General features: G+C 61.9%; 11 protein-coding genes. 2 read left to right on the top strand and 9 right to left on the bottom strand.

Annotated elements, in window-relative coordinates; genetic code table 11:
- Window positions 1-87: 87 nt before the first annotated feature.
- On the bottom strand, window positions 88-1,815 hold the full coding sequence (locus VF436_RS13285) for an oligopeptide:H+ symporter (protein WP_330904503.1): 1,728 nt from the start codon (window positions 1,813-1,815) through the stop codon (window positions 88-90).
- 238 nt (window positions 1,816-2,053) lie between these two features.
- On the opposite strand from VF436_RS13285, the gene VF436_RS13280 reads away from it, so the two are divergent.
- On the top strand, window positions 2,054-4,123 hold the full coding sequence (locus VF436_RS13280; protein WP_330904502.1) for a S9 family peptidase: 2,070 nt from the start codon (window positions 2,054-2,056) through the stop codon (window positions 4,121-4,123).
- Window positions 4,124-4,406: 283 nt separating this feature from the next.
- Here the strand turns inward: VF436_RS13280 and VF436_RS13275 are convergent, their stop codons facing one another.
- The 7 genes from VF436_RS13275 to miaB all read right to left on the bottom strand — a co-directional run bounded on the left by VF436_RS13275 (window position 4,407) and on the right by miaB (window position 11,266).
- Window positions 4,407-5,375, bottom strand: coding sequence for a magnesium and cobalt transport protein CorA (locus tag VF436_RS13275; RefSeq protein ID WP_414649854.1), 969 nt, complete (start codon window positions 5,373-5,375; stop codon window positions 4,407-4,409).
- 93 nt (window positions 5,376-5,468) lie between these two features.
- The gene (locus VF436_RS13270) at window positions 5,469-6,683 is read right to left on the bottom strand and encodes a DUF4105 domain-containing protein (RefSeq protein WP_330904500.1); all 1,215 of its coding nucleotides are present in this window, start codon (window positions 6,681-6,683) and stop codon (window positions 5,469-5,471) included.
- Window positions 6,684-6,830: 147 nt separating this feature from the next.
- Entirely contained in the window at window positions 6,831-7,682 is an 852-nt protein-coding gene (locus VF436_RS13265) for an HlyC/CorC family transporter (protein ID WP_330904499.1), read from the bottom strand.
- A 251-nt stretch (window positions 7,683-7,933) separates the two neighbouring features.
- Complete coding sequence (gene ybeY, locus VF436_RS13260; protein WP_330904498.1) at window positions 7,934-8,392, bottom strand: rRNA maturation RNase YbeY; 459 nt, start codon at window positions 8,390-8,392, stop codon at window positions 7,934-7,936.
- Between the two features lie 9 nt (window positions 8,393-8,401).
- Window positions 8,402-9,424 (bottom strand): PhoH family protein, encoded by a 1,023-nt coding sequence (locus VF436_RS13255; RefSeq protein WP_330904497.1) that lies wholly within the window; start codon window positions 9,422-9,424, stop codon window positions 8,402-8,404.
- A complete protein-coding gene (locus tag VF436_RS13250; protein ID WP_330904496.1) occupies window positions 9,421-9,660 on the bottom strand; it encodes a GNAT family N-acetyltransferase in 240 nt (79 codons plus the stop codon). The genes VF436_RS13255 and VF436_RS13250 overlap by 4 nt, the downstream gene beginning before the upstream one ends.
- Before the next feature lie 253 nt (window positions 9,661-9,913).
- Complete coding sequence (gene miaB, locus VF436_RS13245; RefSeq protein ID WP_330904495.1) at window positions 9,914-11,266, bottom strand: tRNA (N6-isopentenyl adenosine(37)-C2)-methylthiotransferase MiaB; 1,353 nt, start codon at window positions 11,264-11,266, stop codon at window positions 9,914-9,916.
- Window positions 11,267-11,478: 212 nt separating this feature from the next.
- Here miaB and VF436_RS13240 point away from each other — a divergent pair, with 212 nt between their 5' ends.
- The gene (locus VF436_RS13240; RefSeq protein WP_330904494.1) at window positions 11,479-12,597 is read left to right on the top strand and encodes a lytic transglycosylase domain-containing protein; all 1,119 of its coding nucleotides are present in this window, start codon (window positions 11,479-11,481) and stop codon (window positions 12,595-12,597) included.
- Between the two features lie 155 nt (window positions 12,598-12,752).
- Here VF436_RS13240 and VF436_RS13235 read toward each other — a convergent pair whose 3' ends face one another.
- Window positions 12,753-13,946 (bottom strand): S1C family serine protease, encoded by a 1,194-nt coding sequence (locus VF436_RS13235; RefSeq protein ID WP_330904493.1) that lies wholly within the window; start codon window positions 13,944-13,946, stop codon window positions 12,753-12,755.
- Between the last annotated feature and the right edge of the window lie 118 nt (window positions 13,947-14,064).

The raw sequence follows: 14,064 nt of genomic DNA, 5'->3' as shown, positions 1-14,064 counted from the left end.
TTGTACCAAGAAGGCCTGGGCCGCACACCATGGGGATCAGCCATACGGCCGACCCCATATTTTGTGATTTGGATCAACCGCTGCCGGTTATTTGACGCCGTGCATCCAGCGACGCACCTGGGGTGCCAATAAAAGCGCCACCAGGGCCGAGGCCAGCCCCAGCCAGATCATGTGCTGGAAAAGCTCGCCGTATTTGGCCTTGGCCAACACCATGTCGACCTTGCCGTCGGCAGGCATGTCCAGGGCTGCGAATTTGCCGAAGATCGAGGCCAATTGCTCGGAAAATGAAGTGCCCAGCCACCAGGCGCCCATCATCAAGCCGCATACTTGCGGCACCGAAAGCTCGGTCACCGCGGACAGGCCGATCGGTGCAAGGGTAACCTCACCGATCTCGATGATCAGGTAGGCCAGCACCAGCCACCACACGCTGCCGAGGCTATCGGGCCCGACCATGCCATTGCCCAGGTAGAGCGGTATGAACGCCAGTCCGGCGAAAGCCAGGCCAATCGCGCTTTTGACAGGTTTGGACGGATTGAGTCCAAAACGCTCCAAAAAGGGCCATGCCCAGGCTGCCAGCGGGGACAGCAATACGATGAATAGCGCGCCCAGGTAAGTAAGCGAGCTGGCGGTCTGTGGCAGCACGATGCTATCGCGCACGATCAGCACGATACCGAGCACGGTGAGCGTGCCAAGCAGCACGGCCGGTAGCCGGCTGCCTTCCAGACGCAGCGAGACAGCCACCATGATCGGGCTCAGTACAAGCGGGATCACCGACCACGGTACCGGATGACCCTCGCGGATTACCAGGGTCGGGAACAGATCTTTGGTCAGCATGCGATCGTTGAACAGCACCCAGGAGCCGTAGGTCTGCTCATACAGGGCGAAGAACAACAGGCAGATCGCCACGAAAAATACGCAGGAAAGCATCTGTTGGCGCTGTACTGGCGTGCACCGAGTGGTCACGTACCAGGCCAGCCAGCCCAGCCACGCCGCCATGGTAAGCAACTGCAACCAGAGTACCGCTCCACCGAGCTGCATCAGGGCCGACAGGATCGGCAGGCTCAGCGCCGCACCCAGGTAGATCACCCATTCCACCGTGATCGGTCCCAGCACGCGGCGCCGCAGGGCGGCCGGGTTCGGCGGCTCGGCGTGACCTTGCAGGTATTTCTGTCCGGTCACGAAGACGGCCAGACCTGCGAGCATGCCAATACCTGCCGCGCCAAAGCCGTAACCCCAGCCGTAGGTATCGCCGAGATATCCGCAGATCAGCGCGGAGAACAGCGCGCCCACATTGATGCCCGCATAGAACAAGGTGAAGCCCGAATCCAGCCGAGGGTCGTCTTCGGGATAGAGCTTGCCCACTACGGTGGAGATATTGGGCTTGAGAAAACCCACGCCGCTGATGATCAGCGCCAGCGAGAGGTAGAAGACACCGAGCGCGAAGACGTCACGATGCACGACGCCATCGGCGCCCACGGTAGCCGGGTGGCCTTCGACTGCCATGCCGATATGCCCCAGGCATAGCAATACGCCGCCCAGGATCACCGCCTTGCGCATACCCAGGTAACGGTCGGCGAGCATGCCGCCCAGCACAGGCGTGGCGTACACGAGGCCGCCGTATGCGCCGAGCACCGACAGGCTGTCGGCATCGGAAAAACCGTGATGCTTGATCAGGTACAGCGCTAGCAGCGCCTTCATGCCGTAAAAGGAAAAGCGCTCCCACATCTCGGTGAAGAAGCAGACATACAGCCCTTTGGGATGGCCAAACAGGTCATCGCCGTGAGGGACCGGGGTGGTGGAAGGAGGGGCAGACATCAGGCTTAACCCAGTGCAAAACCCCCAGTATAGCCAGGGGCACCTGTCGATCATCAGGGGCTGGAAAGCCGAATGCGTCATCCATGCGCTTCGCACAGGCCGCAAGCGATCGGCCTTGCGCCCACGCAACCCGTCTCATGTCTCCGCTTCAGCCCCCGTGCTGCGAACGAACTTGCGCAAACGCCCTCGCGCCTCTTAACGTCATGGGCTTCGTAACACGTTCAAGGGAAAACCCTGCATGAAACCCCTGTTTGCCGCCTTGGCACTCGCCCTGGCAGCCACCTCGGCGATGGCCGCCGACGTGGAAAGCCACTCGCCCCATCCGTTCGGCATTCGCGACCTGGTCATGATGGATCGCGTCGGCGATCCGCAGCTCTCCCCCGATGGACGCTATGCGCTCTACACGGTGCGCATGACCGACTACGCGGCCAACAAGGGGGTGACTGCCATCTACCTGCTGGATCTCAAAGGCGGCCAGCCGGTGAAACTGGTGGACAAGGCTTCGTCGCCACGCTGGTCGCCGCAGGGGGACGCCTTCTTCTACACCACGGCCAAAGACGGTATCGCGCAGTTGTTTCGTCGTAGCCTGAGCCAGGGCAGGGCTGGCGATGCTACGCAGGTGACCCATGGGCCACTGGATGTGGACGCCTTCAAGCTATCGCCCGATGGTAGCAAGGTGCTGCTGAGCTATGCGGTGTTTACCGACTGCTCCGACCTGGCCTGCACCAAGGAGCGCCTTGATGGCCGGGCGGCGGACAAAGCCAGTGGTACGGTCTACAACAAGTTGTTCGTGCGCCATTGGGATACCTGGGAAGATGGGCGCCGTTCGCAGCTGTATATTGCCAATACTACCGACGGTGATACCGCGCAGCCGGTGCGGCTGACGCGTGGCATGGATGGCGATGTGCCCAGCAAGCCCTTTGGCGGCGATGACGAGTTTGCCTTTTCGCCGGATGGCAGCACGGTGTACTTCGATGTTCGTCTCGCGGGCAACAGCGAGCCGTGGTCGACCAACTTCGATATCTACAGCGTGCCTGCCGATGGCTCGGCCGCACCGAAGAATCTGACCGCCGACAATCAAGCCTGGGACGCCTATCCGGTTCCTTCGCCTGATGGCAAGACGCTTTATTACCTTGCGATGAAGGAGCCGCGTTCGGAATCGGATCGTTTCGGCATCATGGCGCTGGATCTTGCATCGGGACAGAAACACGAAGTCGATCCGTCCTGGGATCGTACGCCCGGTGGCATGCAGATTTCAGCCGACGGCAAGACGCTCTATGCCACCGCTGACGACAACGGCCAGCATCCGTTGTTCGCCATCGATACGGCCAGTGGCAAGGCCAGCAAGCTGGTGTCGGAAGGTTCGGTGAGCGCTTACTCGCTGGGCAAGTCGCGCATCCTGTTGTCGCGTGACGATCTCAAGCGTCCGGCGGACCTGTACACCGCGTCGTTGACCGGCAAGGAGCTCAAGCAGGTCACGCACTACAACGCGCAGCGCCTGAAAAACGCCCGTGTCGGTGAGCCGGAATTCTTTACCTTCAAGGGTTGGAACAACGAGACCGTGCAGGGATACGTGGTCAAGCCGGTCGACTACAAGCGCGGCAAGAAGTATCCCGTGGCGTTCATCATTCATGGCGGCCCGCAAGGCGCGATGACCAATAGCTGGAGCTATCGCTGGAACGCCCAGACCTATGCTGGCCAGGGGTTTGCGGTGGTCACGATCAACTTCCACGGCTCCACGGGCTACGGCCAGGCCTTTACCGAATCGATTTCCGGTGACTGGGGCGGCAAGCCGCTGGAGGATCTGAAGACCGGCTGGAAGGCTGCGCTGGACAAATACAGCTTCCTTGATGGCAATCGCGCCTGTGCGCTTGGCGCGAGTTATGGCGGCTACATGGTGTACTGGATTGCCGGCGTGTGGAACCAGCCGTGGAAGTGCCTCGTGGACCATGATGGCGTCTTCGATGCGCGTGCGATGTATTACGACACCGAAGAGCTGTGGTTTGAAGAGAAGGAAAATGGCGGCACACAGTTCGAGCATCCGGAGAACTACGAGAAGTTCAATCCGGTCAACCACGTCAAGGATTGGCGTGTGCCGATGCTGGTCGTGCACAGCGGCAAGGATTTCCGTATTCCCGACACCCAGGGCCTGGGTGCATTCACGGCCTTGCAGCGTCGCGGCATTCCCAGCCAGCTACTGCATTTCCCCGATGAAAACCATTGGGTGCTCAAGCCGCAGAACAGCGTGCAATGGCATGAGACGGTCAACGCATGGCTCAAGCAGTGGACATCCGCTGACGCGAAGTGACGATCGGGTCATGGCGTGATGGAAAAACGGCCACCTCTGGGTGGCCGTTTTTCTGTGTGCCTTCCTTGGGAGCAACACGGCGGGCGGTGAAGGTCTTGGGCCCCAGTTGCGACTGCGCTGAACCGCCAATGGCGTCCCATGTGGGAGCAAATTCATTCGCGACGCCATCTGCGAGCCGGTCGCGGATTGGGGGGGGGCTAAGACTTCCAGGCCGCGCCCGTCGCGACTTGCATCGCGGCTGAAGTCGCTCCAGGGGATCGATTCGCCGGTGAGATGCGCGTTTCTAGAGCCATTTGGCTCGCTTTAGTCCCGTGAATATCCCGGTCACTACGCTGATCACGATGATGATGATCAAGGGGTAGGCCCAGGGAGAAGCCAGTTCCGGCATGTGCGTGAAATTCATGCCGTACCAACTGGTGATGAGGGTGGGGGCAGCCAGCATCGCAGCCCAGCCGGCCAATTTCTTCATGACTTCGTTCTGGCCGAAGGTTACCAGCGACAGGTTGACGTTGATGGCGGCGGCAAGCATTTCGCGCATCGCGCTGATCGATTCGTTGACCCGGAAGACATGGTCGTAGATGTCGCGGAAATACGCGCGAAGTTCGTCCTGAATAAGGTGCGGATACATACGCACCAATTGGCTGATGATGTCTTGCAAGGGTGCTACGGCCAGGCGCAGGGTCATCAGGTCGCGTTGCATGTCGTACAGTCGACGGACGGTCTGGCGCTTGAACGTTTCGGCGAAGATGTCTTTTTCCAGATCCTGCAATTCTTCCCGGATGTCGCGCACGATCGGCAACAGGTTGTCGACGATGAAGTCGAGCACCCCGTATAGACCATAGCTTGGTCCCAGAGCGAGTAGCTCCGGTGTGTGCTCGCAAGTGCGTCGCGCCGGCGCATAGGAAAGCGAGGCGCCGTGGCGCACGGTCACCAGATAGCGGGGCCCCAGGAAGATATGCGTTTCACCGAAGGCGATGTGGCCGCCCACCAGTTGCGCGGTCTGCACCACGATGAACAACGAATCGCCGTAAGCTTCAATTTTGGTACGTTGATGCGCCTGCTGGGCATCTTCGATCGCCAGATCGTGCAGGTCGAATTCTTCCTGCAGTTTCAGCAACAGGCTTTCATCGGGCTCGTGCAGGCCCACCCAGACGAAGGTATCCGGTTCCTTAAGTACATCGCTGATGGCGTCGAGGCTGATGTCGCCGATACGCTTGCCATCGTTGCGATAGGCCACGCAGTTGACCACCATGGATGGCTTCAGCGCGGGTTCCTGATTTGGTGCGGGGCTGGATGCATGCATGCGCGCATGATGCCGCCGGGCACGCGACAGGGCAATGACGACTCAGGCGGCTCGCGAGTTCTTGCGGCATGTGAAGGCCATGGCAAGCCAGCACGGCAGGGCGAACAGCAGCCACGGCTGATTCTGCTGCACGATGCCATGCATGAGGTGCATGGCTACAGCCGCGAGCATCATGAACAATTGCAGCATCAGTGCCGTATCAGCCAGCCGGGTGGGGCTTCGGTGACGGCGGGCACGCCACACGGCGGCAATCAGCAGCCAGGCCAGCGGATTGAACATCAGCAGGTTTGCATTGGCCCAGGCCGAATGGTGTGTCGTGAACAGCCACAGTGCCAGCAGCAATACGCCCACAATGCCAGCGAGCACCAGATAAAGCGTGGCGAGCAGGGCATGCATGGTCGGCGCGATACGAGAGAGCAGCACCAGCAACATGGCAAAAGCCAGGCCTGCCAATCCCAGCGGGAGGCGCAGATCTGGCGCGGCGTCCGGTGGAGTATCCAGGCGGTTGGGTGACAGCACTTGCTCGTCGGTGGCCAGAGGGTGAGTGCCACCTTGACCGTCGCTGACCTGGATGCTCGCAAGTTGACGTTGCAACACCATGGGCAAGAAGCTTTCCTGCCAGGCGCTTAGCGGCTGGTCGGCGTACGGGCCAAGACCAAGGTCGAGAATAAGCATCAACCAGGGTTGTGCACTCATCAGCCGAGCGGTCTGCTGGCGATAGGTCATGCTGCCACGGCGCGCTTGCAACTGGGTCTTCAAGACACCGCCCAAGGCCTTGTCGAGTGCGTCGCGAACCTTGGTCGAGCAATTGGTGACGTAGTAATCGTAGTCGTAGCGGGCGTTTTCCGGGCGCAGATTCCACAGCAGGAAGTCACGCAATGCGGCCGCCTGGTTGGCGTTGAGGGCCAGTTTCTGGCGTGTGACCGAGCGACCGGTTTCCACGTAATAGTGTTCGTCGTCTTCGCTGTGTGCTGCATCCATCAGGTAATGCATGCGTCCACGAGCGAAGTTGAGCAGGAAGCCGCTTTCGTCGAAATCGAACACGCCATAGTTGAAATTGACTGCCTCGCCGCTGACGGTGTCGCGAATTTCGATCGCATCGTGACCGAAGCGCTCCCAGTAGGTATCGCCGGGACCGTAGGTGATCAGTGCCACTTCGAGATCGGCCCCGGGCGCATTGGCCACATCGGCATGTGCTGTGGAGGCAAAGCCGAGAATGAGGGTTGCCAATAGCAGCAGGCGGCCGATCAGGGGCATGGAGGCGGTATCTCGGATGGTGAAGGTAGGAGCGACTTCAGGCGCGAAGCGATCTGTGATTCAGTCGCAGATTGGTGGTTTCAAAACCTTCAAGCCGCGACCTGAGTCGCGACTCGCTTCACGAATGAATTCGCTCCTGAGGGAGCGTCAAGGTTCGGTGGTGATCGCGGTCACGCGGAACTGCTGCACGCGCCGGTCATCGGCTTCGGTGACGTGGAACAGATAGCTGCCCACGGCTATTTCCTCCCCGACCTCCGGAAGGTGGCCGAACTCGGAGGTGACCATGCCACCGACGGTGTCGAACTCCTCGTCGGAAAATTGCGCGCCAGTTTCCTCGTTGAAGTCGGCAATCGGTGTCAGTGCGCTAACGAGCCAACTGCCGTTGGCCTGCGGGTGCATGAGCTGGGGTTCTTCCTCGTCGTCATGTTCGTCGTCGATCTCGCCAACGATTTGTTCGAGGACATCCTCGATGGTGATCAGCCCAGCCACGCCACCGTATTCGTCCACGACCAGGGCCATGTGGTTACGCGTGTGGCGGAACTCGGCCAGCAGCACATTGAGCCGCATCGATTCGGGAATCAGCACCGCGGGGCGCAGGATGGTGTGGATGTCGAAGGTTTGTCCGTCACCAAAGTACTTCAGCAGATCCTTGGCGAGCAGGATGCCTGCAATCTCGTCTTTGTCTTCGCCATGCACAGGAAAACGCGAATGGCCCGATTCGACCACGGTAGCGAGGATGTCGGCGAGTGGGGCTTCGGCCGAGAGCATGACGATCTGGGTGCGCGGCACCATGACGTCGTCGACACTGAGCTCGGTCACCTTGATCGCACCCTCGACCATCGTCAGGGTGTCGTTGGAGAGCAGGCCTTTGGCCTGGGCGGCGCGCAGCTCTTCGATGAGCTCTTGGCGGTTGCGCGGTTCGCCGGAAAACATGTGGCCCAGTCGATCCCACCAGGAGCGGTGGGCCGGGCCGCTGGTACTGCCAGGGTCCTCGTTCATTACGCTTGCGATGACTGCCCGGAAACGGGCGGAAACTGGAGTCTAGCGGAAAAACCGTGACGATTCAGGGATACGGGACTGGAGGGCCTTTAAGAGGTGCGGGGAGGAGAGAGTGGGGGCGCGGGCCGTGGGCGTGACCGTGACCGGGCTTCCCAGATGTCGGCGGGCCTTCGGCTCCCAGGGTTCCATCCGGGGGCGAGGGCGGAGCAAGAATGGCTTTTCTCACCCCTTAGCTCCTCCTCGCTCACTTCTCATCCATAGGGATCGGCGATGCCCAGTCTTGCGAGTATCCGGGTTTCCAGGGCCTCCATGACGTCGGCCTCGGCATCTTCGATGTGGTCGTAGCCGAGCAGATGCAGGACACCGTGGATGGTCATGTGGGCCCAGTGGTGCCGCGCGGGCTTGCCTTGTTCGGCGGCTTCGCGAGTTACTACCGGAGCGCAGATGGCCAGGTCACCGATCAGCGGCATGGGCATACCGGGCGGGAGTTCGGCCGGGAATGACAGCACGTTGGTGGCGTAGTCTTTGCCGCGGTAGTCGCGATTGAGCTGGCGACCTTCGGCACTATCGACAAGTCGAATCGACAGCTCCGTCGCCTTGCGACGTTTCGCGCCCGCCAGGGCCGCGTCCGTCCATTGGCGGAAACTGGCTGCTGAGGGTACGCCAGCACGCGGCACGCCGTAACTGACATGGATTGTGGTGTTTGGCATGCCCGCGACTCAGTTCGTCGTTCCGAGCTTCTCGCGGGTGCCGTGCCCGGCATCACGTATGCCATCGGCGGCTTCGAATGCTTCGTAGGCACGCACGATCTTGGCGACCAGAGGGTGGCGGACGACATCGCGCGAGGTGAAGAACGTAAAGCTGATGCCATCCACGCCGCGCAGCACCTCGATGGCGTGACGCAGGCCCGAGCGCACGTGGCGAGGCAGGTCGACCTGGCTGACATCGCCGGTGATCACTGCCACGGAGCCGAAGCCGATGCGGGTCAGGAACATCTTCATCTGCTCGACCGTGGTGTTCTGTGCTTCGTCCAGGATCACGTACGAATCGTTGAGAGTGCGGCCACGCATATAGGCGAGCGGGGCGATCTCGATCACATTGCGTTCGATCAGCTTGGCCACCTTTTCGAAGCCCAGCATCTCGTACAGCGCGTCATAGAGCGGGCGCAGGTAGGGATCGACCTTCTGCGACAGGTCACCGGGCAAAAAGCCCAGTTTCTCGCCGGCTTCGACGGCTGGGCGCACCAGCAGCAGCCGCTGCACGCGGTTGGCTTCCAGCGCCTCGACCGCGCTGGCCACGGCCAGGTAGGTCTTGCCGGTCCCGGCCGGACCAACACCGAAGTTGATGTCATGGGTGGTGATGGCATGCAGGTAGCGCGCCTGGTTCGGGCCTCGGCCCTTGATCACGCCACGTTTGACCCGGATGGTGACTTCCTGGGCGCTTTCGGCGGCATCGGCCACGATCGCGTCGATGCCCGACTCGGCCAGATGCAGGTTGATCTTCGATCCGGTCAGCGACTCGCGCTCGGTCTCCGCGTACAGCGCGCGCAAGACTCTCTCCGCCGCGCGCGCCGCGCTGTCGTCGCCGATCACCTGGAACAGTTCGCCTCGGTGGTCGATCTCCACGCCCAGGCGCAGTTCGATCTGCCTCAGGTGTTCGTCCAACGGGCCGCAAAGATTGGCCAGCCGCGCGTTGTCGGCCGGGTCGAGGGAGAAATCGCGCTGATTCAGGCCTTCGCTCATAAGTGTCGATGCATCACGTAGATATCCGTCGGACCGAGCTGTGCATGGCGGAAGGCGCCAGGTACTTGTCCGACGATCTGGAAACCATGGCGCTGCCAAAGACGCACCGCGCCGGTGTTGGTGGAAACCACGAAGTTGAACTGCATGGCGGTGAAGCCAGCGCGACGCGCCTGTTGCATCGAGTGCTCGCACATCGCCGAGGCGATACCCTGACCACGCGCCTGCGGTGCGACCACATGTAGCCTGCATTGGCGACATGGCTGCCCAATCCCGGCTGGTTGGGCTTAAGCAGGTAGCAGCCGAGCACTTCGCCATGTCGCTCGGCTGCGAAGCATCGGGCCGGTGGCGTAGTCCACCAGTCGCGCGCCTGTTCAAGATCCAGGTCCGGTGGGTAGCTGTAGGTGTCGCCGGCCGGCACCACGGCCTGGAACACCGGCCAGACCCGATCGAATTCCCGCGCCTGGATCTGCCGGATGATCAACGGGTCGCTCACGAAGCCAGCGCCATCGTTTCGCCGTCCAGTTTCAGGCGGCCGCGCAGCGAGTTGGTCATGGCTTCAGTGATCATTACGTCGATGAACTGGCCGATCATGCGGCTGTGGCCCGGGAAGTTCACATAGCGCATGTTTTCGGTACGACCGCTCAGTTCGTTAGCGTTCTTGCGGCTGGTCTTTTCCACCAGGACGCGCTGCACGGTGCCGACCATGGCCTGGTTGATCGCACGCGCATTGTCGTTGAGCTTTGCCTGCAGTCGCGATAGCCGCTCGTGTTTGACCGCCATCGGCGTGTCATCGGCCAAGTTGGCGGCCGGTGTGCCGGGGCGCGAGGAAAAAATGAAGGAAAAACTCTGGTCGAAGCCCACATCGTCAATGAGCTTCATGGTCTTCTCGAAGTCTTCATCGGTTTCGCCAGGGAAGCCGACGATGAAATCCGACGATACGCAGATATCCGGCCGCACTGCACGCAGCTTGCGGATCTTCTGCTTGAACTCCAATGCCGTATAACCGCGTTTCATGGCCGTGAGAATGCGATCGGAGCCGGCCTGCACGGGCAGGTGCAGGTAATTGGCCAGTTGCGGCACGTTGGCATAGGCCTCGATCAGCGAGTCGGAAAACTCCAGCGGATGCGAGGTCGTGAAGCGGATTCGGCCAATACCGTCGATCTGCGCGATGGCGTGGATCAGCACGGCCAGGTCCGCGACGCCGCCATCATGGGTGGGGCCGCGATAGGCGTTGACGTTCTGACCAAGCAGATTGACTTCGCGCACGCCCTGGGCCGCCAGCTGCGCGACCTCCACGATCACGTCGTCGAACGGACGGCTGATCTCCTCACCGCGCGTGTAGGGCACCACGCAGTACGAGCAGTACTTCGAGCAGCCTTCCATGATCGATACGAAGGCGGTCGGGCCTTCGGCACGCGGCTCGGGAAGCCGGTCGAACTTCTCGATCTCCGGGAAGCTGACGTCCACTTGCGGCTTGCCGGTATGGCGCTTGGCCTCGATCAGCTCCGGCAGGCGGTGCAAGGTCTGCGGGCCGAAGACCAAGTCGACGAACGGCGCGCGCTTGATGATCGCGTCACCCTCCTGGGAGGCTACGCAGCCACCTACGCCGATCAGCACCGGCTTTGAACCCTGCTTGTGCTCCTTCCAACGCCCCAGTTGGCTGAAGACCTTCTCCTGGGCCTTTTCGCGAATGGAGCAGGTATTGATCAGGATGACGTCCGCTTCGGACTCGTCCTGGGTCAACTCCAGGCCATGCGACGCCTTGAGCACATCGGCCATCTTGGCCGAGTCGTACTCGTTCATCTGGCAACCGTGGGTCTTGATGAAAAGCTTGCCGCTCATGGCGTATACCGATAAGGAGGATCGTCAAAGGCAGGTTTTGCCGAACCGCGTAGTTTACGCCGACCAGGGCGGTCCCGCCAGTCGAACGCCTTTTCCAGATCAAGCACTTGCGTCTGCCTGGACTATTTAAAGCTGTTGGTTTGGCGGCAACTGGCGCACGCTTCCGTATGCCGGCCCTTGAGCCCCCTCCGGCGGGACGGCAAAATCCACCCATGTTTGCGCACGCAGTTCCGGGCAATCCTCATCATGGCCGTGCCCGTCTGCTGGCGGGGGCGATGGCCCTTGCGTGCCTGGGGTGGCTGTTGTTGGCTCCCCGTTCGGCAGTGGCGGCAGGGCTATACCGCTGCACCGGGTCAAGCGGTGAGGCGGTCTTCAGCAACAGCACGGCTGGCTACACCGATTGCCACAAGCTGGCCGGCACCGCCGCGCCTGCACCGCGTGCGACGCCACGGGTGGCATCGGCGGGCATCGCGTCGGTGCTGGGCGTCAAGGGGGGTGTTGAGAGCTCGGCGAGGCTGATCGCGGGTTCGTTCGAGCCTTCGCTGGAATGGGTGCGCGGTGACGTGCAGACCAGTGCGCGTACCGTGGCTGCGGTCGCCGGACCTTCGCCCGGTGCTGCGCCTGCCGGCAAGCCCGGGCAGTGGACATATGCCGAATCGCGCAAGGCGCTGGACGACACCTCGGCGGCAATCGCTGCCCCCGGCGAGCGGGTGCTTCGCGGTTCGGTCTACCGCGTTACCCGGGCCGATGGCTCGATTGAATACACCAACGTGGCACCGGGGGGCAGTTCCCGGGGCCATGTCGTCACCATGCTTTTCAGCTATATCTCCACGTGCATGGCCTGCAACCTGCGTTCGCCCATTCACTGGGACAGCGTGGCGCTGAACCTGAACGCCTATGCCGATACCATTCGCGCCGCGAGCGCGGAGTTCGGCGTGGATGAGGCCTTCCTGCGCGCGATCATCCATGCCGAGAGTGCGTACAACCCGCGGGCGCTCTCGATCAAGGGCGCCCAGGGTCTGATGCAGCTCATGCCGGCCACGGCCACCGACATGGGCGTACGGGATGCTTTTGATGCGGATCAGAACATTCGCGGTGGTGCGCGTTACCTGGCCTTGCTGCTACGCAACTTCAACGGTGACGAGCGCCTGGCTGCCGCTGCCTATAACGCGGGTGCCAACGCGGTGCTGCGCTACAACGGCGTGCCGCCCTATGCCGAAACCCAGGTCTATGTCGAGCGCGTGGGTACCCTGCGCAAGCGCTATGGCGCCGTCGTGCCCAAACTCCCGCCCGTGGCGGCGCTCGGCGGCAATGGTCCTTCCGCCCGCTGAACCTGGGTCAAGCCTGCTGCTGCCGCGGCTGTAAAAGTCATCGGCAGGCTCGTTGTAATGAGATAACCGGAAGAGCGGCGAGCTGTCCGGTTTGCCCTCTACGAACTGCGACAGCTGCCGGCTTTACAGCTCGCATGGCGAGCGGCCTTAGATGCTCATTCCGCCGTCGGTGTCATCGCAGGACGTTGGGCCAGCGTGACTTCAGCACTAAAGGGCGCGCCATTGCGCAGGCCCGATATCTTCACCTTGCTGCCCGGCTTGAGAGCGGCTTCGCGGCGGCGCAGGTCCGCCGGGTCGGTGATGTCTTGCGAGCCGATGCTCAACAGGATGTCGCGGGCCTGGATGCCGGCCTGGGCAGCCGGGCTGCCAGGATATACATCGGTCACCTGGGCGCCGCGTGCCGCGGAGGGCAGGCCGCTATCGGCCGCGACCGGCACGAAACCGTAGTCCGCCCCAAGCCAGCCGCGAATCACATGGCCGGTTTCGATCAGTTGTTCTAGCACGCGCTTGGCGGTGTCGACCGGGATGGCAAAGCCAATGCCTTCGGCGTTGGCCTGGCGACCGATCAGGATGGTGTTGATGCCTACCAGCTCACCGTTGGTGTTGATCAGAGCCCCGCCGGAGTTGCCGATATTGATGGCGGCGTCGGTCTGCACGAAGTCTTCCGGGCTGGTGCTGGACAACTGGCGCCCGACGGCGCTGACGATGCCCATGGTTACCGTCTGGGTCAGGCCGAAGGGGTTGCCAATGGCCAGCACCACGTCGCCCGTGCGCACGTGCTTTTCATCGGCGGTCTGGATGACGGGCAGGTTGGCGGCATCGATCTTCAGCACGGCCAGGTCGGTCTCGTCGTCCGCCCCCACGACATGGGCCTTGGCCACGCGTCCGTCATAGAGCAATACCTGGATGTCATCGGCGTTGGCGATGACATGGTTGTTGGTCAGCACATAGCCCTGGTTGTTGACGATCACGCCCGAGCCAAGACTCTGCTCGCGCTTCTGGTACGACGGGCCGGTGGGGACGCCGCCGAACAGACGACGCAGCACCGGATCGGAATACATCTGCATCGCCCGTGCGGTCACCAGTTTGTTTGCATAGATATTGACCACCGCCGGCGCTGCTTTCGCCACTGCATCGGCATAGGACACCGGCCCGGACGCGCCCATAGGTGCCGGTGTCATGGCAGCCTGGTTCGTCGTTACGGCGGCGGCTGGCATGTGCGTGATGCCCAGGCGGGAACGTAGCCTGTTGCCCACGCCTGGCCATAAGAGACTGATCACGAAGGCAGCCGCGAGCCCGATGACGACGAAGCGGGCGATGAAGGCGAGCGTGCCGGTGGCATGTTTCATGTCGTGAAAAGTTTCGCTGGAGAGCTTACGTAGGCTAAGGTTGGAGGGGCGTCGGCCCACGAATAGCTTTGATTGTACGGACCAGGGCCTGACGCTACACTAACGCGATTTTTGGGGA

Origin of the sequence: Dyella sp., assembly GCF_036384435.1 — a bacterium.
Classification (GTDB): domain Bacteria; phylum Pseudomonadota; class Gammaproteobacteria; order Xanthomonadales; family Rhodanobacteraceae; genus GSA-30.
The sequence above is the reverse complement of the archived record's forward strand: the minus strand, read 5'-3'. Positions and strand labels throughout refer to the sequence as shown.

What these genes read in the sequence shown, in the direction of transcription:
- VF436_RS13285 (WP_330904503.1), bottom strand. Translation starts at nt 1,815, where the DNA reads ATGTCTGCCCCTCCTTCCACCACCCCGGTCCCTCACGGCGATGACCTG.
- VF436_RS13280 (WP_330904502.1), top strand. Translation starts at nt 2,054, where the DNA reads ATGAAACCCCTGTTTGCCGCCTTGGCACTCGCCCTGGCAGCCACCTCG.
- VF436_RS13275 (WP_414649854.1), bottom strand. Translation starts at nt 5,375, where the DNA reads ATGGTGGTCAACTGCGTGGCCTATCGCAACGATGGCAAGCGTATCGGC.
- VF436_RS13270 (WP_330904500.1), bottom strand. Translation starts at nt 6,683, where the DNA reads ATGCCCCTGATCGGCCGCCTGCTGCTATTGGCAACCCTCATTCTCGGC.
- VF436_RS13265 (WP_330904499.1), bottom strand. Translation starts at nt 7,682, where the DNA reads ATGAACGAGGACCCTGGCAGTACCAGCGGCCCGGCCCACCGCTCCTGG.
- ybeY (WP_330904498.1), bottom strand. Translation starts at nt 8,392, where the DNA reads ATGCCAAACACCACAATCCATGTCAGTTACGGCGTGCCGCGTGCTGGC.
- VF436_RS13255 (WP_330904497.1), bottom strand. Translation starts at nt 9,424, where the DNA reads ATGAGCGAAGGCCTGAATCAGCGCGATTTCTCCCTCGACCCGGCCGAC.
- miaB (WP_330904495.1), bottom strand. Translation starts at nt 11,266, where the DNA reads ATGAGCGGCAAGCTTTTCATCAAGACCCACGGTTGCCAGATGAACGAG.
- VF436_RS13240 (WP_330904494.1), top strand. Translation starts at nt 11,479, where the DNA reads ATGTTTGCGCACGCAGTTCCGGGCAATCCTCATCATGGCCGTGCCCGT.
- VF436_RS13235 (WP_330904493.1), bottom strand. Translation starts at nt 13,946, where the DNA reads ATGAAACATGCCACCGGCACGCTCGCCTTCATCGCCCGCTTCGTCGTC.